The organism is Roseibium sp. Sym1 (genome assembly GCF_027359675.1).
Lineage (GTDB): Bacteria > Pseudomonadota > Alphaproteobacteria > Rhizobiales > Stappiaceae > Roseibium.
In genome coordinates this window covers 3058298-3076938 of sequence record NZ_CP114786.1, presented here as the reverse complement: position 1 = coordinate 3076938, position 18641 = coordinate 3058298, and the positions used below count along the sequence as shown (strand labels likewise).

General features: G+C 63.7%; 14 protein-coding genes. 2 read left to right on the top strand and 12 right to left on the bottom strand.

What is annotated here, in order from left to right:
- Positions 1-169 precede the first annotated feature (169 nt).
- Together O6760_RS13970 and O6760_RS13965 are read right to left on the bottom strand one after the other, a co-directional pair.
- On the bottom strand, positions 170-1171 hold the full coding sequence (locus O6760_RS13970; protein WP_269586276.1) for an ABC transporter substrate-binding protein: 1002 nt from the start codon (positions 1169-1171) through the stop codon (positions 170-172).
- Positions 1172-1365: 194 nt separating this feature from the next.
- Entirely contained in the window at positions 1366-2406 is a 1041-nt protein-coding gene (locus O6760_RS13965; protein ID WP_269585968.1) for an ABC transporter substrate-binding protein, read from the bottom strand.
- Between the two features lie 259 nt (positions 2407-2665).
- Between O6760_RS13965 and O6760_RS13960 the strand changes: the two genes are divergently transcribed.
- Together O6760_RS13960 and O6760_RS13955 are read left to right on the top strand one after the other, a co-directional pair.
- Positions 2666-3361, top strand: coding sequence for a response regulator transcription factor (locus O6760_RS13960; RefSeq protein WP_442969925.1), 696 nt, complete (start codon positions 2666-2668; stop codon positions 3359-3361).
- Positions 3358-5475, top strand: coding sequence for an ATP-binding protein (locus O6760_RS13955; RefSeq protein WP_269585966.1), 2118 nt, complete (start codon positions 3358-3360; stop codon positions 5473-5475). Before O6760_RS13960 ends, O6760_RS13955 begins: the two co-directional genes overlap by 4 nt.
- 18 nt (positions 5476-5493) lie before the next feature.
- Here O6760_RS13955 and O6760_RS13950 read toward each other — a convergent pair whose 3' ends face one another.
- The 10 genes from O6760_RS13950 to O6760_RS13905 all read right to left on the bottom strand — a co-directional run bounded on the left by O6760_RS13950 (position 5494) and on the right by O6760_RS13905 (position 18628).
- The gene (locus O6760_RS13950) at positions 5494-7275 is read right to left on the bottom strand and encodes a tetratricopeptide repeat protein (RefSeq protein ID WP_269585965.1); all 1782 of its coding nucleotides are present in this window, start codon (positions 7273-7275) and stop codon (positions 5494-5496) included.
- Between the two features lie 22 nt (positions 7276-7297).
- Positions 7298-8239: a hypothetical protein gene (locus tag O6760_RS13945; protein WP_269585964.1), complete on the bottom strand. Its 942-nt coding sequence runs from the start codon at positions 8237-8239 to the stop codon at positions 7298-7300.
- 50 nt (positions 8240-8289) lie between these two features.
- Positions 8290-8682: a DUF4150 domain-containing protein gene (locus tag O6760_RS13940; protein ID WP_269585963.1), complete on the bottom strand. Its 393-nt coding sequence runs from the start codon at positions 8680-8682 to the stop codon at positions 8290-8292.
- 42 nt (positions 8683-8724) lie between these two features.
- Positions 8725-9795, bottom strand: coding sequence for a pentapeptide repeat-containing protein (locus O6760_RS13935; RefSeq protein ID WP_269585962.1), 1071 nt, complete (start codon positions 9793-9795; stop codon positions 8725-8727).
- Complete coding sequence (locus O6760_RS13930) at positions 9792-12794, bottom strand: DUF2169 family type VI secretion system accessory protein (RefSeq protein ID WP_269585961.1); 3003 nt, start codon at positions 12792-12794, stop codon at positions 9792-9794. Before O6760_RS13930 ends, O6760_RS13935 begins: the two co-directional genes overlap by 4 nt.
- Positions 12795-12844: 50 nt before the next feature.
- Positions 12845-13561, bottom strand: a complete 717-nt coding sequence (locus O6760_RS13925; protein ID WP_269585960.1) for a DUF3540 domain-containing protein — start codon at positions 13559-13561, stop codon at positions 12845-12847.
- Positions 13562-13810: 249 nt separating this feature from the next.
- Positions 13811-15043 carry a Tm-1-like ATP-binding domain-containing protein gene (locus O6760_RS13920; protein ID WP_269585959.1) on the bottom strand — a complete coding sequence of 411 codons (1233 nt, stop codon included), beginning with the start codon at positions 15041-15043 and terminating at the stop codon, positions 13811-13813.
- A 16-nt stretch (positions 15044-15059) separates the two neighbouring features.
- Positions 15060-16547, bottom strand: a complete 1488-nt coding sequence (locus O6760_RS13915; protein ID WP_269585958.1) for an aldehyde dehydrogenase — start codon at positions 16545-16547, stop codon at positions 15060-15062.
- A gap of 7 nt (positions 16548-16554) precedes the next feature.
- The gene (locus O6760_RS13910; protein WP_269585957.1) at positions 16555-18081 is read right to left on the bottom strand and encodes a tripartite tricarboxylate transporter permease; all 1527 of its coding nucleotides are present in this window, start codon (positions 18079-18081) and stop codon (positions 16555-16557) included.
- 7 nt (positions 18082-18088) lie between these two features.
- Positions 18089-18628, bottom strand: coding sequence for a tripartite tricarboxylate transporter TctB family protein (locus O6760_RS13905; RefSeq protein WP_269585956.1), 540 nt, complete (start codon positions 18626-18628; stop codon positions 18089-18091).
- Positions 18629-18641: the final 13 nt, after the last annotated feature.

Sequence of the window (18641 nt, the reverse complement as noted above, 5' to 3'; positions counted from 1 at the left end):
GAAAGGTGCACGGCTGGAGTCCGCTGCATTTCAGAGCGATGCACGGGTGAGACCCGCGGCACTTCGCGATGACGTGCGGGTGAGACCCGCGGCACTTCGCGATGATGTGCGGGTGAGACCCGCACCGGGGCTATCAGGCTCCCGGTGCGGATCCCCGCGGGTGACGGGATCAGTTGGCGATGGCGCCAATCTCACGATCCCAACGCTCCAGGAGGCCCTTGCGTGTGTCCGGGTTGCCGTAGGTCGCGAAGTCGTAGTCGATCAGCTTGATGTCCTCGAACTTAGGCGCTTCCGGCGGCACCTCGGCCGAGGTGTTGGACGGAAGCTGGAACGACTTGGCGTCCTTCATGCGCGACTGGACGTCCGGCGACAGCGCCCAGTCGTACCAGACCTTGGCATTGTCCATGTTGCGGGCACCCTTGACGATCGACATGGAGCCGATTTCGTAACCGGTGCCTTCGCACGGCGCGATGGCCTTGACCGGGAAACCGGATGCCGCCTGCGCGATGGCGTCATGCATGAAGACGATGCCGAGACCGGTCTCGCCGCGAGCGGCCGCCTTCACCGGGGCCGAGCCGGACTTGGTGTACTGGGAAACGTTGTCGTTGAGTTTCTTCAGGTATTCGAAGGCCTCGTCCTCGCCCATGATCTGGACCAGCGATGCCAGGGCGGTATAGGCGGTTCCCGAGGAGTTCGGGTTGGCGACCTGGACTTCGCCTTTCAGTTCCGGCTTCAGGAGATCGGCCCAGCAGACCGGTTCCGCCACACCCTTGTCCTTCAGGATGTCGGTGTTGTAGCCCCAGCCGAGCGCGCCGGCATAAACGCCGACCGTCTTGTAACCCGAGCTTTCCGCCTGCTTTTGCGCCCACTCGTGCAGCTCACCGAGCTTTTCGGACTTGTATTCCGCCGTAAGGCCCTCGGCCGCCGCCTGCAGGTGCGGATCGCCGGTGCCACCCCACCAGATGTCGGTCTTGGGGTTGCGGGATTCAGCCCGGATCTTGGCATAGCTCTCGCCCGAGGACAGGCGGACCATGTTGACCTTGATGTCGTGCTTGGCCTCGAAATCTCCCTGAAGCTGTTCGCAGATCACCACATCGGCGGAACAGATGACGTTGAGGTCGCCGGCCGCCTGCGCGGCCGACACGGAGAAGGTCGCCGCCGTTGCGAGCATGGCGATGGAAAGGGATTTCAGTGACATGTTTTCCTCCACTTCTGGCTTTCAGCCTGGTGTCTGCACATGATCGGCAGACTGTTTTTCAGCCCTGGGGGCTGGGGTCTTGATCGGGCAGCAGGCACACGTCTCCCGTTCGGAGCCGCTGCGGCGGTCCGTTGCCCGGTCAGATACTGGTGTCGAAGTCCGATCCTTTACTGGGTCAAGGCGGAACCGGTGCCCTGCAGCACCTCTCTGTCGAAACGGTCGAGCAGCTTCCGCCTTTGATCGGGTGAACCGAACGTGGCGAAATCGTAGTCGACCATGCGGATAAGCGAGATATCGGGCGCCGCCGGCGGCAACGCGGCCCGTGCGTTCGAAGGTATCTGGTTCTGCCCCGAGGCCGCCCCTGTCGCCTGACCTTCGGGGCTCATCGCGAAATCGACAAACCGGTGGGCACTGGCCAGGTTCTTTGCGCCCCTGACGATGCTGACGGCACCGATCTCGTAACCGGTCCCCTCGCAGGGCGCGACGATCACCAGCGGTGCACCGGCCAGCTTCTGGGTGACGGCATCATGAATGAAGGAAATGCCTATCCCCGTCTTGCCGCGGGCGGCTGCCTTGACCGGCGCCGCGCCCGAGGTGGTGAACTCGGGGATGTTGTGTGCAAGCGCGGCCAGGTAGGCGAAGGCCTCCTCCTCGCCCAGCAGCTGGATCAGGGTCGCGAGCACCGTAAAGGCCGTGCCGGACGATTTCGGATTGGCCATCAGCACAAGGCCGCGGTAGCGCGGGTCGGTGAGGTCCTTCCAGCAGGACGGCGTCGAGATATCCCGGGCGTCCAGAATGTCGGCATTGTAGGCAAAGCCCAGCGCGCCGGCATAAACGCCGGATGCCTTGCCGCCGGACATCTGGAAGAAATTCTGCGCCCAGGGAAGCGCGTCCCCCCCATGCGCGGGTGTGTAGGTCTCCAGAAGGTCTTCCCCGGCCGCCTGCAAATGCGTGTCGCCGGTCCCGCCCCACCACACGTCGATATGCGGATTGTCCCGTTCGCTGCGGATCTGGTCGAGGATCTCTCCTGTGCTCCGGCGTTCCATGGCGACCTCAAGGCCGGTTTCGGCCTCGAAGGCCGTTTCCATGGTCGAGCACCAGTCTTCGTCAACGCCGCACAGGACGTTCAGGTCCTGCGCCGAAGCTCCATTGAGCGCGGCACACAGCCATATGGCCGCACCCGCTGCGAGTGGCGTGACAAATCTCATGTTTCCTCCCAGGCCGAGGCTGCGCCCCGGTTGCTCACTACCATGGCAGAAGCACCTGTCACCGCAACAGGAGTTTGGTTACCGTTGTTTCGCCGGAAAAGAAAAAGAGTTACAATTGTTACAAGCCTTACAAATGTGACAAACACTTGAAAAACCTAGGCTTTGCATATCGACACGCCGTGCATATGATGTCCTCCGGGAGGACACAAGATTGCTGAATGAAGGCATCAGTATCCTGATCGTGGAGGACGATCCGGATATGGCTGAACTGATATCGGATCTGGTCGAGGCCGAGGGCTGGCTGCCCGTTGCCGTCCGGTCCGCCGAGGAAGCCGCCGGCAGTCTCGCCGAGCGGGACTTTCACCTTGTTCTGGTTGATCACAATCTGCCCGGAATGTCCGGCCGGGTGTTTGCTCAGAAACTGCGCTCGCGGACCGATATCGGCATCGTCATGGTGACGGCAGCGGGAAGTGCCGCGGAACGGGTTCTCGGACTGGAGACCGCGGCGGATGATTATGTCGTCAAACCGTTCGAGCCCATCGAGCTGACCGCCCGCATCAAGGCCGTTCTGCGGCGATTGCACCCGGCGATGAAGGGCGACAAGGATCCGGTGACGGTTCATCACGAGCCGACCGCGCTGAGGCTCGGTGACTGGGTGATCGACCTGGTCAACAGAAAGGCCGTGTGCACGTCACATCCGTCCAGGACCTTGACCTCCTCCGAGTTTTCCTTGCTCGAGATACTGGCGGCAACACCGAACGAACCCGTCAGCCGGACGACCATCCTGGAGCAGCTGGGAGCGGAAACCGATCGCCTCATCGACCGCAACGTCGATGTTCTGGTCCTGCGCCTGCGCCGCAAGATCGAGCGCAACCCGGATCTGCCGCAGCACATCAAGACCCGTCGTGGAAAGGGCTATATCCTGCATCAGGATCCGGCCCAGCTGCCCGGATGATCAGCCGTTCGCGTCTTTCCTCGATCGCCTTCCGGCTGCCGGCGGCCATTGTCCTGATCTGTGTCGTCGCCTTTGCCCTGTCGGCCATCGCGATCTACGGACTGTTGAAGGCCCGGGAGGAAACCGCGGCCTACGGCCTCCAGGCCTATTCCAGCCTTGCCGACGCCGCTCTCGTCTCGCGTCAGGTGTCGGACCTGGTGTCCAGCGCTCCCTTCCTCATGAACGCGACCTCCCCCTACACGGTGTCCTCCAAGAGCCGCGCCCTTGTCGAACAGGTGGATGCGCTGCTGGAGGCCTTGCCGGACTATCCGCCCGACAAGGAAGCCTACAGAACGGCCAATGCCGAGGTCTCCAGCCTGCTCGGGCAGATCCGGACCCAGACCCTTGCGCTTGCCTCCAGGGCCGAGACCGCCCAGAACTTCAAGGAAGAGGTCTCCTCCGCGCTTGGCGTGATCGCCGTCGGCGAGACGATCGCCCAGAAGCAACTCAGCCAGCGGCTCAATGCCATCGTTCACTCCGTCTCAAGCGCCGGCAGCCTGTTCCAGCTCGGCGAGCTGCGCCGCCGCTATGTTGCCGAGACCGGACAGCCTCCCTTGCCCGAAGAGGCTCTGCAGCCCTACGAGCGCGTATTCGCGGCCCAGACCCGCTACCTCATGGAAATGTTCGGCGTGCGCACCGCGATCGCGAAACTGCACGATGTTGCCCGCGAACTCTCCTTTGCGACCGAAACCCAGTCCGAGCGGGTGACGCAAACGCTGAATCGCGATTTCCAGTCCACGTCGGCAACGCTTCAGCAGCTCCTGATCATCGTCGCGGCCGCCTCGCTGCTGGTGCTGACGATAGCCGCCCTGTCGATCCGTTCGGCGATCCGCGTCTCCCGGGGCATCGTGTCGCTGTCCAGCGGCATGAATGCCCTGGCAAAAGGTCAGAAGGATGTCGGCCCGCCCGTCTACCAGGGTGACGAGACCGAACTTCTTGACCTTCAGCAGTCCTTTCAGGCCTTCAAGGAAAGCGTGGATCGCGTCACCCGCTTGAGACGCACGGCGGAAGCCGCCGCCCGCACGATCCGTTCGACCTTCCGGAGCATGAACGAAGGCATCGCCATCTTCGACGCCGCCGGCCGGCCCGTGACAATGAACCGGCGCGTCATCGAGCTGATCGGCCACAAGGGCTCGGCACGCAAACTGCCTCTTGTCGACTTCCTGTCTCCCATACCCGAGATCCAGACAGATCTGTTGCCCGGCGGCAGGAACGGACAGCCCCTGGCGGAACCTGTTTCCGTGCGTCACCGGTCGGCGACCGGCAGGGTGACCGAGATCTCCCTTTCCCACCAGAGCGACGACGGCGTGGTTTTGCTGGCCCGGGACGTCACCCTGCTCGACCGGCAGGAAGCCGAGGCTGCCAAGGCACTGCGGCTCGACGGAATCATGCGCCTGACCCACCAGCTCAGCCACGAGGTCGGCAACACCATCGGCATCATCACCGGCAGTCTCGGGCTTCTGGAGCGCGACGGCGGCTTCAGCAGCAAGCAGCAGCGCAACATCACGCGCATCCGCAAGGCCGCCGACCGCGGCCGGTCGCTGGCGAGCAGCATGCTGACCATCGGCCGTCAGCAGCCGATCAATTTCAGCCGGATCGAGATTTCATCGGTCTTGCGCGGCATGGCAGACATCCTGGAGATCGCCATCGGCGAGGAATGCGGCCTGACGCTCGAGCTGGACGAAAACCTGCCGCCGCTTGTCCTTGATCCCGAGCTTTTCGAACAATCCGTGCTCAACCTGTGCCTCAATGCCGCTGCGGCAATGCCCTCTGGAGGGTCGGTCGTTCTGAGAAGTTTCGCCCAGGAAGACAGCATCGTGGTTTCGGTGACGGACACCGGTATCGGCATGAGCCGGGAAGACGTCGACAAGGCCTTCGAACCCTATTTCACCACGCGAACCGGAAAAGGCGGCGCAGGCCTTGGGCTTGCCGTCGTCTACGGCTTCGTGCGCCAGAGCGGCGGACGGGCGACCATTCGTTCCGAGCTCGGCAAGGGCACCACTGTCGAGCTTCGCTTTCCGGTTCACCCGGAAACCGCTGCGCAGGACGTACCGACATTCGAAGAACACGTCTGACGGGAGCGCCGCAAGGCGTCACGCCGCTTGGGGATCCAGCATCTCCTGCAGGGCAGCCCCCGCTGCGCTCCAGTCCGGCCCGACAGCGGTAACGATCCGTGTCACCGAGGGATACCAGTGGCTGCCTGTGCCTTCCCCGGCCCAGTACCATTCATGATTTTCCTGAAGCAGGGCGATCCCCTTGCGCCCGAGCGCACCGGCGACATGCAGCGGCAGCCCGTCCGGACCAACGACCAGATCCAGGCAATCGACCACGTTGACCAGATCGCCGAGCCCCTTGAGCGCCACGCCGGCATCAAGCGCTCCGGGCCAGGCCCGAAGCTGGTGACGGCTGTCGTCGAATTGCAGGCTGATCGCATGCACGGGCAGATCCGCCAGCGCCTCGCGCATGTGGTCCACCAGCAGGCCCGGTGCCCTTGTGTCCCAGAATACCCCGATCCGGGGCTTTCCGTCTGAGGGAAGCGCCGCGTCCCATTGGGCCCGCCGCTCCGGATCCGGGGCCAGATAGGGGGCGAAGACCGACTTGTCGGGCGCATAGAGGACCGTGCGGGCGGTGAGGTCGGCAAGGAGCTCAGGTTGCGCTCCCGGTTGCGACGTCCAGTGGACCCGGTCGCCGGCCGGCAGCCGGTGCCACAGGCTTTCCAGATGAGAATCGCCAATCATCTCGACCTGCCCCTCCCCGGCCCAGGCATTGACGAAACGCATCAGCACAAGTTCGTCCAGCAGGGGCGCGCGCGCAGGCAGGCCGACGCTGAACGGCGGCACTGGTCCTCCCTCCGGCAGGTTGCGCCGTGCCGCCCAGGATGCCCAGCCTTCGCGCGACCGCCCGAGGACATGAAGTGCTTCCTCGCGCAGGCTCAGGACCGCGGCGCTGCCGGCCAGCTCGGCGGAGAGCTTGTCGCTGAGATCGAGCAGCTGCCGCCAGGCCCCGGCCTTTTTCAGGACTTTCAGGAAACCGGCCATCCGGCCGCTGTCCTTCGGGTCCTTGCGCAGCCATTTGGCGCCATCGGCAAGCGCCCCGGCCACGTTGCCCCGGGCGATTGAAACCTCCGCGGCGCACAGAACGATTGGCGCAAAGTCCGGGAACCTCGCCTTGAAGCGATCCGTCAGTTTCTGCGCTTCCCCAAGCGCACCCGAGGCCAGGTAGACTCGTGCCAGGGTGACGGCGATATCCGGATCCTGGGGCGCCTCGAGATGGGCTTTTGTCGCCAGGGAAGCAGCGGCTTCGAAATCACCGGTCAGGGCACGGACATGCGCCAGCGCGGCAAGCGCGCGCACATGATCGGGATCGATCTCAAGGGCCTTGTCAAGCAGCGCTGCCGCTTCCGTCAGGTTCTGGCAGGCCAGCGCCAGCGTCGAGCCGGCAACGAGCACCGCCGGATCCGCCGGGGCGAGACCAGCGGCACGGGATAGCCACCCTTGCGCCTCGCGAAGATCTCCCCGCTGCAGGTGGATCTGCCCCAGCAGCAGGATGGCCGGCAGGTGACCCGGCGACTGTGCGGCCACCGTTTGCAGGTGCTCCAGCGCGTCGGGCAGGCGGTTTTCAAACAGGGCCAGGCTGGCCAGGTTGGTCAGGATGACCGGGTCGTCCGGGCTCAGGTGAAAGGCGGCCAGCAGATGTTGTTTCGCCTCCGCGACGTGCCCCGCCTTGAGCTGCAGTGCACTCTTTGCGATGAGCGCGCTCGTGTTCTGCGGATGGCTTTCCAGCACCTGGTCGATCAGGAAGCCGGCGTCCTCGAACTGGCCCTTCTGGATCAGTTTCTCGGCGGCCCGGCACTTTTCGGTGGATGTCAGGTTCATGTGTCGCGCGGACCACCGGTCGTCAGGTCAGGATGTTCATGCCGGTTGCAATCTTGATGCTGGCGGCGCTGAGCACGGCGCTTGCATCCTTGACCTCGGCTTCCTTGGTCTTCACCTCAACGGCTGTGGCCGCGACCTCGACGCTGGTTGTCTCGATCTTGAGGTTGGTCGCACCGATGCCGATGCCTGTCGCGCCGATCTCGATAGCGGTCGCGCCGATCTCGATATTGGCCACCGAAATGCCCACCAGCATGCTGATCTCGATGCTGACGGAGAAGGAAATCGCGAAGGCTGCGGCAATCTGGAATTCGAAAGACCCGCCGTAATACTCGTCTGTGGTCCAGCCCTCATAACGGCTATGGCTGGTACCAGTGGTAACGTCGATGGCGTCCTTGAGCTGCGTTTCCCAAAGGCCTTCGCCGCTGAGTTTTGCCCAGTAGCTGCTGCCGACCGTCATCTTGACGCCGTCGTCGCTTTCCAGGTTGATCTTGTTGTTCGATTTCAGAAGGATGTCCTTGGTCGAGCCCGGATCCTGGTCCGTGTAGCTGCCGGTCGAGATCACGTAGCTTTCGCCCGAATGCCGGCTGAGACCTGTTGTCTTGACGTCGTTGGTGCCGGAGATGGTGGTGCTGCTGTTGCCGTCGATGGTCTCGTCCAGGTTCCCTTCGATATAGATATCTAGGTTGGACTTGTACTGGTGATAGGCATCCTCGTTGACAAGGAAAAACAGGCCGCCGGTCGTCTGGATAAGCGCTCCGCGTGCGGCAGCGTCCATATGGTCGGGTGACCGGTCCCCCTCCTCCGACGCATCGTATTGGCCGATCCGGAGAAAACTGCTGTTGTCCTTCGTTTCCGTCGTTTCATCCGACGCACTCTCGTCCGGGATCAGAACCGTTGTGTTCAGCACCTCGTCCGAACTGGTCACTTCATAGTCGGCGTCGTCAACTGTCTCGGAAGAAGTCATGCCGGGTTCCTTTCAAGCATTTGCCGTGTCTAAGGTGTCGGAGCGGACGCTCAGGACAAGACCAGGCAAGTGAACTGTGCCGGGGTCAGGGTCATTCCGGCGGAATTGGTCGAATTCTGGATGGTGGTGTCGGTCAGGCGCGTTGCCGGGGAAACCCCCATGAACACGTTGACGGAGCTGGTGACATGGGTGCTGGGACCGACAATGGTTCCCGACGCGACGCCGAGCATGGCGCCCGTTTCGTCACCGCTCGTCACCGTTGTGGTCGTCAGCAGGTTATGCGCAAAACCGCCACCGACCAGCACGGTAACCGCGTTGGGAACCGCCACCGACGACACGGCGATGTTGACATAGGGGGTCGGCACGGTCGCGGTGCCGACATAGGTGTTGCAGACATCCATGAGGCCGAGGCTCATGCATCCGAGCTGATTGTTTACAAACACGTATCTCGCTCCTCGGGCCCGGCCCTGTTGGTCCGTTGCGCCCTATTGGTCTGTCGCGACGGTGCGCGGATTGTAAATCTCGCGGATCAGGCGCACCTGATCCGTTTGCCGCACAGTTCCATGCGACCCGGCCGTCAGGGTCGCGTGGACACTTGCGTTGTGAAAGTCGGCAAGATCCAGGTCGGCGCGCGAGAGGTCCGCCCCGTCCAGATTGCAGTTCGAGAAATTGGCGATGTTCAGGTTGCTGCCGGCAAAGGAAGCACCACGGCAGTCGGCGTGGTCGAACTGGGCCTTGTCGGACGTGCTCGCGGTCAGGTCCGCGCTTCTGAGATCGCTGCCGCTGAAATTCGCCATGGACAGGCGCGCGCCGGAGAACACCGCGTTCTGCAGATTGGCGTTGCAGAACAGCGCCATGTCGGCAATCGCTTCGGCAAAGGAACAGCCGGCGAGCTGGCTGCCCATCAGCAGGCTGCCGGTGAGATCCGCACGCTCGAACTGGCAGCCCTTCATGTCGGTTTCCATGAACGTGCATTGCATGATCGGCGTGTCCGAGAAATCAAGGCCCGTCATGTTGCACTTGATGAACATCGCGGACTGGCAGATGACATCCTCGAAGTCAGCGTCCGACAGATCAATTCCGACAAAGACCGTTGCCTCGAGCAAGGCCTCGGACAGTGTAATGCCTTTTGTGTCACACTCGACCACGGCGCTGTTCAACAGCGCCGCCCCGCCCAGATCCGCAGCCTTCAGGTCCGACTTGACGATCTGGCAGGCGATCATGTTGGCCCCGGTCAGGCCAACTCCGGCCAGCGCAGTTTCCAGGAAGGACGTCTTTTCGAAACGGCAATTGGCGAGCTTGGCCCCGGTGAGATCGCTCTTGACGAAAATGGCCCGTTCAATCTCGTTTTCACCGAAATCCGCCCCCTTGAGGTCGCATTCGGTAAAGACACAGCGGCTCATGTCCGCTCCCCGAAGGACGGCGCCGGTAAAACGGGTCCTCAGAAAGGTCCCCCCCGCGAGGCTCACTCCGCTGAGATCCGCACCGGAAAAATCCGCATCGATGACCGGTTCGTCATAACGGATGAAGTCGGCCAGTTCGTCGAGGGAAATCACTGGCGGGCCTCCAGGTTCGTAAGCACGAGATTGGACCCTGTCAGGTCGGCAAATACGAGTTTCGCCTCGGAGAGATCCGTCCGGAAAAAATTGGCGGAGCGAAAGCTCGCCTCCGCGAGATCGGCCCCGTGGAACCCGGCGCCCAGAAGATTGGCGCCGAAGAAATCCGCCTTTTGCGCATTGGCAAAGGAGAACATGGACCCGTTCCAGGACGAAAGCCGCATGTCCGCCAGTTTCAGATCGGTTCCGGACATGTTGCACCCGTGGAAGATCGCCTTGAAGAACCCGGCGTCGCTCATCCGTGCATCCTGGAACCCGCACTTGGTAGCATGCGCCTCCAGAAAGTTCACGCTGCGCATATCCGTCTTGCCGAACCAGCCGCATTCATCGAGCAACGCGTGACACATCTTCACGGCATGGAAGCCGACACCGGCAAACGTCACCTTCTTCATCATGGCGCCGCAGCAATCGGACCGGTCGAGGTTACAGGACAGGAAGTTGCTTCTGTCCATCCGAAGCTGCTCGGCGTGAAGACCGCTCATGCTGCAGTTGACAAAGGAACAGCTGTCGATCGCGGCCCCCGTGAGCACCGCCCCCGTGAACTGGCAATTGACGAAAGTGCAGTCCTTGATAACGGCACCGGCAAAATCGCAGCCGGAGAAATCGGCGGCGACGACCTTGCTGCCCTCCAGCCTGGCTTTGCCGAAGTTTGTCCTTCTTGCCTGAACGCCGGAAAGGTTCGCTCCGGAAAGGGTGGCGGCGGACAGATCGGCCTCGTCCAGCAAGGCTCCGGCAAGAACCGTTTCCTCGAAACGCGCGCTGCGCAGATCGGCTCCGGTCAGATCGCAGCGTTCCAGAAAGCTGCCGGTGAGGTCCGCTGCGGAAAGCGCGGCAGACGCAAGAGACGCTCCGGCCAGATCCCGCCCTGCCAGAGTGCGGCCTGCGGACAAATGGTTCCTGATGTACTGGCCGAAGAGCTTCGCGGCTTCAATTCCGAGGGGTTCAAGCGGCGCGATCGGTTCGGCCGCCATCCGGCGCGCGGTTGCCAGCGTCGTGTCGACCGTGTCCTGCGCCCGATCCAGTTGCTGGTGCGCGGTCGCGCCGGGATCCTCGATGGACGCGTCCACCGGTTTGACGGCTGAGATCGCGGACTTCAATTTGTCCGACGGCAAGTCCCCTTCCCCGGCGAGGTCCGGGAACGTCTCTGCCAGGAAGCCGTCCAGTTCACCCGGCTCAGCCGTGGCAGCTTCGGCGCCCGGGCCATCCATTGCGGCCGCACTCTCCGCTGATTCCGGTTCAGCAAGATCGGCAGGCCCCACAAGCGGGGTGTCCGGCATGCGGCCGAGCAGGTCCCGGGCAGGGGCCAGAAGCCCCGCAGCGGTGCCGTCCTCGAATCGGACCCTGGCGCCCTCGAAGGCCGCCTGCGGATCTTTTTCGCTCAAGGCGGCGATGTCCGGCGTGGGCGCGGAATCATATTGTGCAAGCAGCCTGTCCAGGTCGTCCTGGGGAACCAGCTCTTCGATGGCCGGCAGGAACCCCTTGCCCGTGCCGACGGAATGTCCGAGCTCCTCCATCTCGCCCAGGCTGGCAGGCGGCATGACCGGGGGCGTGACACCAAACTGCTCGACCAGACCGGCAAGTTCCGCGCTCACCATGTCGGCCTTGAGTTCCGCTTCCCGGCGCAGATCTTCCGCATCCGAAATCAGGCGCGCGAAATCGACATCCCCGCGGGCGATGTCCTCGTCCGTCGGCAGGATGAACGGTTTCAGGTCCGGCTTTTGAATGGCCGGAACCAGCGCTGCGGGCAAACCCTGTTCGGCAAACCGCCTCTCCAGGCTCCACTGCCGGCCTTCGACCCACAGATCCTGCCGCTCGGTTGCCGCTGCAAGCCGGTCGGCCTCCCGGCGCTCGATATCCTCCGGTGCCTCCTGCGGCGACAACTGACTGTCCGCGAGGAGGTATTTCTTTCCCTCCTCCGGGTCGGCCCGGAGTGCATAGACAGACTGATAGTGGTCGGCGGAGCGGGGTGCATCCTTCAGCCACTCATAGGCAACCATGACATCGTTGATGTCGCGACCGTCCCGGTCGCCGACGGCCAGCACGCCGCGATTGACCACGACACCCTTCATCTCCGACCCGAGGATCCAGACCGTGTCGGTGTGCATCGGAATTTCCGTGAGCCGGTCCGGTGCGGAAGCACGGTTGACAAAGGCACGGGCCCTGACGCCTGGCAGCCGCGAGTGCACATCCGGCCGGGACTCGGACATGCCCACCACTCGAACCGGCTCCGTGCCCTTGAAAAAGCCCTCGACCTGCTGATCGCGCATGGCGGACAGGAAATAGCGCGGATCGAAATCCTCCGGCCAGTCGGGCATCCGATGCGCCACCCAGGCCTTGTCATATGTGCCCGCCAGCGCCATGCGGGCGGGATCGTCCATCGGCAACGGTCCGACCAGTGCGGGGGCCGGCTTGTCGTCAATCTCCCGGATCTCCGCGCCGGCCAGTTCCACGTTCGGCAGTCGCAGATGAGGGATCTCGCCGAAAAGCTCTGCAGCGGCGGCTCCCTGGCCGGCGGGGTTCGCGGCAAAGCCCTCGCCGCCGAAGGCCCGGTCGGGTGTCAGCGGCATTTCGGTGAAGGGACGCGGATCGGTAAAGACCGGCCCTTCCGCCCCCGCCTGCCAGGTCCGGTCGCCGAAGACGGACAGCATCCGGCTTCTTTCGCCAACCGTAACGGCAACATGCATGGCCTTGACCGGTGCTTGCGACCGGGCCTGTCCCGCGATCAGGAACTCGCCGAAGGGTTTGGGATAGGCAGCGTCAAAGACAGTCCCTTTCGGCAATTCCTTGGCAACCAGGGGCCACATCGCCGTTTCCGCCAGAATGTCCGTCGGGTCCAGCAGGTCGAACAGGGTGAAGGTCGAGACGATGAAGAGCCCCTTGCCCTTGTGGGGCATGGTTTTGGTCAGAAGACCAAGTCTCAGGGGTTTCATGACACGCATTCACAGATCCTCGAAAAAGGCAGAAACGGTTGGCCGGACCGGTCGTCCGGTCAGCCCATGGAAATGCGCTTGCCGTCGAGACGAATGTCTTCCTTGGCCACGGTAAGCGCGGACCCGGCCTGGGTGAGTGCGACGGTATCGGCCTGGGTCTGGATGCTGCCCGCCCGTAACTGGTCCGTTTCCACCACCCGGTCGACCCGGTTCCGGGTCTTGGTCGAGGTGGTCTCGAAACTGGCGAGCTGCGTCTTTGCGTTGGTGACGATGTCCAGCATCGAGGTCATCAGCTTCTTGCCGACAAGGGCGAGCTGGCGGCTGCTCATCAGCATGCTGTCGAACCGGAACGCAAGGCGCTTGCCGGTCGCCTCCAGCCCCTCTTCCGCATCGATCCGCAAATTGCCCGCAGACAGGACAAAATCCTGCCGGGTGCCGTCGTTGCGCAGGGCATTGATATGAAGGGCTTGCGCCTCTTCCTCGGACCGCAAAAGCACGTCTGTTATGAAGACGCCCTCCGCGGTGGAGAGCAGCGCGACGGTGTCGGAAACCCGTGGCTCGACCAGGCAGGACACTGCCCGGCGTGCGCGAACCGGCTTTCCGGAGACAAGAAGGTCGAACATTCCGGAGTCCTGGCCGGCTTCACCGCCGGTGACCGTGCCGGTGACCGCCTTGTCCTGATGTCCGGCCTGCGCTGCTATCAGGTTCTGCGGGAATGCCGTGTCGTCCGTGTCCAGCGCGGCTCCACAGGCTTCCGCTTTGGTCTGCAATCCCATATTCACCTCCAGCGCTGACTCGAACCGCATGCACCCGAAAGGCTGCGGCGACACCGGTAGACCGGCGGCGATTCCAAGAGTTCCCCAGACCGCTTATAAAGGTCAAGGGTTATCAGGAGCTTTTGCAGTGACCTGACGGCAGCAAATTCGAAACGAAGTGAATTCGGAAGTATTTAGTCTAATTTTCCAAACGGACCGGCATCAGGACGGCGCGGCTCCGCGACGGCACCGCCGGGCTAGCTCTCCCGCTCAGCTTCGCTTGACGGTGCCGTCGGCAACCCAGGCATCGAACACATTGAGCGCGGCGTCGCAGAAAGCCGCGTCGTTGATATGCGCATCGACCTCCGTGACCCGGATCCGGCCCGCCGACACCGCGCGGGTCTCCTCGATGAACGCGGCGAGGCCTTCCGGATCATGCGCCTCCTCGCCTTCCCTGTCCCACGCCTCGATGCCGCAGAGCGGCAAAAGCAGATGCGACGGTCCGGAAGCCGCTTCCACGCGGGCGACCAGTTCCCGCGCCCATCGGCGCCGTTCATCCGGGTTGAACACGGAGCTCTTGATCAGGCGGTTGTGCTCGTGGAACGGCCGGTCGGCATATTGCGCCGGGATCTCCTGCCAGCCGGCGAAGTCGACCAGGTCGAGGGCCCCCGGCGCGACGATCTGCGGCGTTCCGTTCCTGCCTGCATTGGTCAGCCGGTCCGGCCCGCTGCTCACCAGGGACCCGGCCAGCATGTTGCCGAATTCCTGCAGGCAGAAATCCATCACGCAGCAGAAGGCGCCGTCACGCGCCAGCGTCTCGAAAGCCATGCCGCCCATGCCGGTGGAATGGAACACGGCCACCTCGTAACCACGCTCTTCCAGCGCGGGCTTGAGCACCTTCATGTAGGACAGGCAGCTGGAGCCGAGCGAGGTCATGCCGACCAGCGGTTTCGACCGGTCCGGCGGCTGCGCGGCATTGGCCGCGCCGAGCACGGCACCGGCCGCCTGCGCCAGCGACGATTTGCAGATGCCGTTGAGCCCGTAGAGCCCGCCGGCCCACAGGATCATCTGGATGTCCGGCGCCAGTCTTTCCGGAGGGATCAGCGGCGAAAAACTGACCGTCGAGACGATGAATTTCGGGACCCCCATCGGCAGGGCCTGGGCGCAGTCGAGTGCCAGGTCCGTGCCCATGGTGCCGCCAAGCGCGATCATGCCGTCGAACCGTCCCTCGGCGTGGCCTTCGGCGACCAACCTGGCAGCGCCCCGCGCCATCACCTGAAAGGCCCTGTTCTCATCGCCCTGTGCGATGACCTCCCCGATCGACATGCCGCCGGCCTCGGCCACCTCGTGCTTTGAAATTCCGGTGGGCGTCTCGGGATCGCCGAGCACGCTGACATCCATCGTCAGCACCTTGCCGCCTTGGGCCAGAATCGTCTGCTCGATGAACTCCAGCTCCGCATTCTTGGTGTCGTAGGTGCCGATGGACAGGATCGTCTTGGTCATCTCGGGGCCTTCTTCTTCACAGCTGGATCCAGGCGGTTTTCAGATCGACATACTTGTCGAGCGCGTGCAGCGACTTGTCGTGACCGTTGCCGGACTGCTTCATGCCGCCAAGGGGTACGGTCAGGTCCGACCCACCATAGGTGTTGACGTGAATGACGCCCGAGCGGACAGCCCTGATCATGCGATGCGCGCGGCCGAGATCCGCCGTCCAGACCCCGGCAGCCAGACCGTAGTCGCTCGCATTGGCCATCCGGATGGCCTCGGCTTCGTCCTTGAAGGAAGTCACGGCAAGAACGGGCCCGAAGACTTCCTTTTGCGCAATCGTGTCCGATGGCTTCACACCGGTCATCACGGTCGGCGCCATATAGTAGCCGCCGGTGTCCTGAAGGATGCGCCCCCCGCCGGTACGCCGCTCGGCGCCCTCCGCTTCCGCGGTCTCGACGAACGCCAGATGGCTTTCGAGCTGCGTCAGGGAATGCACCGCGCCGATCTGGCTGGAAAGATCGAGCGGGTCGCCCACCGTCAACGCCTCGGCCTGCCTGCAAAGCGCGGCGACGAAGTCGTCATGGATTTCCTCCTGCACCAGCAGACGCGAGCCGGCGACACAGACCTGGCCGGAATTGCGGAAGATCCCCGCGGCCGACACCTTCGCGGCCTTTTCAAGATCGGCGGCATCATTGAAGACGATGTTCGGTGACTTTCCGCCGAGTTCCAGGTAGCAGCGCTTCAGGTTGGAGCGGGCGGAATATTCGAGCAGCCGGCGGCCGGTCGCACCCGACCCCGTAAAGACGAGAATATCGACCTCCATGGACAGCGCCAGCGCCTCGCCGACCACCGCACCCGACCCTGTCACCACATTCAGAACCCCGTCGGGGAGGCCGGCCTCTGATGCCAATTCCGCGATCCTGAGCAGGCTGAGCGAAGCGGTTTCGGCGGGCTTCAGGACAACCGAATTGCCCATCGCCAGCGCCGGCGCCAGTTTCCAGGCACCGATCATCAGCGGGAAGTTCCAGGGCACGATCGCGCCGACGACGCCGACCGGCGCCTTGTGCACCAGGGCGAGCACGCTGTCCGCGGTCGGGGCGACCTCGCCATAGACCTTGTCGAGCGCCTCGGCGTAATAGCGGAAGGTCGCCGCCGCCGACAACGCCTCGGCCTTGTAGGCCATGGAGATTTCCGTGCCGTTGTCACGGACCCCGAGAACGGCGAGTTCCAGGGCGTCCCTTTCGATCAGATCGGCAAGTTTCAGGAGCACCTTCTTGCGCTGCGCGGGCGCGGCGCAGGACCAGCGGCCATCCTCGAAGGTCTTCCGCGCGGCAGTCACCGCCCGGTCCACGTCCGTGGGCGAACCGGAGGCAATGCGCGTGAAGGCCCTGCCGTCGATAGGCGACACCACGTCGAGCGTCTCTCCGGACATCGAAGGCACACTCCGGCCATCGATGAAATGCCCCCGGTCGGACACGGATGCGTGGCGCAACGGATCGATTGCGGATTGGTCGAACATCCTGGGGTCAGCCTTGTTGTGTCGAGAATTCGGTGTCTGTTTCGCCCGCTTCCCGCGCGCGGCGCGCCTTGTGCTCGCGGATCACCGCGCGCACATGCAACACCAGGATCAGCAGGATCATCACGAAGAGAAAGGCGGCGATCGGCCGGTCGATGAAGTCGAGCGGTGTGTTCACCCGCGCCATGGCGGTGCGCAGCTTCACTTCCATGATACCGCCGAGCACCATCCCGAGGATGATCGGCACAATCGGAAGATTGAGCCGCTTGAGCACAAGGCCGAAGACGCCGAAACCGGCGGCAATGGCACAGTCCGTCACCGAATTCCTGAGCGAATAGACCCCGACGAAGGACAGGGTCAGGATCATCATGCCGAGGAACCGGGTCGGGATCTGGATGATCTTCAGGAGAAGCCCCGTCGAGGACAGCAGGAAGGCCAGCACGATCACGTTGAGCACGATCAGCGCCAGGTAGAGCGCGATGACAAAATCCAGCTGTCCCTGGAAGAGCTGCGGTCCGGGCACGACATTGTGCACGTAGAAGACGGACAGCATCATCGCCGTCAGCGCCTCGCCCGGAATGCCGAGCGCCAGCAGCGGGATCATTGCCGCGCCGGGCACCGCATTGTTGGCGGCTTCGGAGGCGATCAGGCCTTCGGGCGCCCCCTTGCCGAACAGGTCCGGTGTCTTCGAGGATTTCTGGGCATAGGTGTAGGACAGGAACTGGGCGGTGAATTCGCCGACGCCCGGGATCATGCCCATGAGCACGCCGAAGCCGGAGGAGACGAAGGCGACCCGCTTGAAGGCAAAGAGTTCCCTGAGGCCGGAAAACAGATTGCCGCCGACCCTGGCCGACCCCGGATGGTGCTCCCTGTCCACCAGAAGCAGCAGCGCCTGGGAAATCGCGAACAGGCCGAGCACGACGACGATCAGGTCGACACCGGAGGTCAGCCAGCTCTGGTCGAAGGTGAAGCGCTTGGTGTACTTGGCCGGTTCCAGGCCGATGGTGCTCAGGAGAATGCCGAAGGACGCCAGCATGCCCGCCGCAAAGACCTGGCCGCGATGGGCCACGACCACAAGGATGATGCCCATCAGCGCCGCCAGGAAGATCTCGCGGCTGCCGAAATGCGGCGCGATCATCGCCAGCAGCGGTGACAGCACGATCAGGCAGACAATGGAAAAGATGCCGCCGAAGAAAGATGCCGAATAGGCCAGCGACAGCGCGCGGTGCCCCTCACCCTTTTTCGTCATCGGATAGCCGTCATAGGTGGTCAGGGCGTTGACCGCGGTTCCCGGCGTGTTGATCAGGACGGCGGGGATGGCACCGCCATACATGGACGATCCGTAGACGCCGAGCAGCAGCGTCAGGCCGACGATCGGCTCGAAGGCGAAGGTCGCCGGCAGCAGGATCGCGATCGCCACCGCGGCTCCGACACCCGGGATCGCGCCGATGATCACGCCGCCGACGGAACCGATGACAAGGGCGACCAGCACCTGCCACTGGGCAAGCATGGAAAGGCTGGAAAGGAGAATGTCCATCCGGTCCTCACAGATAGAGCAGGGCGAAGGCGCGCAGGCCGTCCGGCAGCGCCTCGTAGATGTGGCCGGCCGGGATCTTCACCTGCAGGACCGCCCGGAAGATGACGACCACGGCCACGCTGAACCCCGCCGCCGCCGCCAGGTTGACCCGCGTCGCCTCACCGACCCGGAAGGTCAGGAAGATCGAGAAGACGAGTGTCGCCGGCAGGTAGCCGATCCGCGGAACCAGCAGCACGTAGGCCAGGAAATAGAGCACGTATTCCAGCGACTGCAGCCAGAAGCCGACTTCCCGCCAGCGCCCCGGAATGCGCCTGGAACACAGCGAGCCTATGAAATGCAGGCTGGCGAAGATCACCATGCCCGTCACCGCGACCGCCGGCCAGAACCGGGGCTGCGCATACCAGTTGGTGCGCTTCGCCCACACGGTCTCCCCGGGCAGCTTCCAGAGCAGGAACAAGGCAAATGACAGGAACAGCACCGCGAAGACGATATCGCCGGGACGGCGATACCGCCTGAACAGTTCCTGGAGCGTCTTGATGCGCGCCACGTGCAAACCTCCG

Coding starts and splice junctions, on each gene's coding strand:
- O6760_RS13945 (WP_269585964.1), bottom strand. CDS start 8,239: ATGACTTCTTCCGAGACAGTTGACGACGCCGACTATGAAGTGACCAGT.
- O6760_RS13925 (WP_269585960.1), bottom strand. CDS start 13,561: ATGGGATTGCAGACCAAAGCGGAAGCCTGTGGAGCCGCGCTGGACACG.
- O6760_RS13950 (WP_269585965.1), bottom strand. CDS start 7,275: ATGAACCTGACATCCACCGAAAAGTGCCGGGCCGCCGAGAAACTGATC.
- O6760_RS13930 (WP_269585961.1), bottom strand. CDS start 12,794: ATGCGTGTCATGAAACCCCTGAGACTTGGTCTTCTGACCAAAACCATG.
- O6760_RS13955 (WP_269585966.1), top strand. CDS start 3,358: ATGATCAGCCGTTCGCGTCTTTCCTCGATCGCCTTCCGGCTGCCGGCG.
- O6760_RS13960 (WP_442969925.1), top strand. CDS start 2,666: ATGGCTGAACTGATATCGGATCTGGTCGAGGCCGAGGGCTGGCTGCCC.
- O6760_RS13970 (WP_269586276.1), bottom strand. CDS start 1,171: ATGCTCGCAACGGCGGCGACCTTCTCCGTGTCGGCCGCGCAGGCGGCC.
- O6760_RS13915 (WP_269585958.1), bottom strand. CDS start 16,547: ATGTTCGACCAATCCGCAATCGATCCGTTGCGCCACGCATCCGTGTCC.
- O6760_RS13965 (WP_269585968.1), bottom strand. CDS start 2,406: ATGAGATTTGTCACGCCACTCGCAGCGGGTGCGGCCATATGGCTGTGT.
- O6760_RS13920 (WP_269585959.1), bottom strand. CDS start 15,043: ATGACCAAGACGATCCTGTCCATCGGCACCTACGACACCAAGAATGCG.
- O6760_RS13910 (WP_269585957.1), bottom strand. CDS start 18,081: ATGGACATTCTCCTTTCCAGCCTTTCCATGCTTGCCCAGTGGCAGGTG.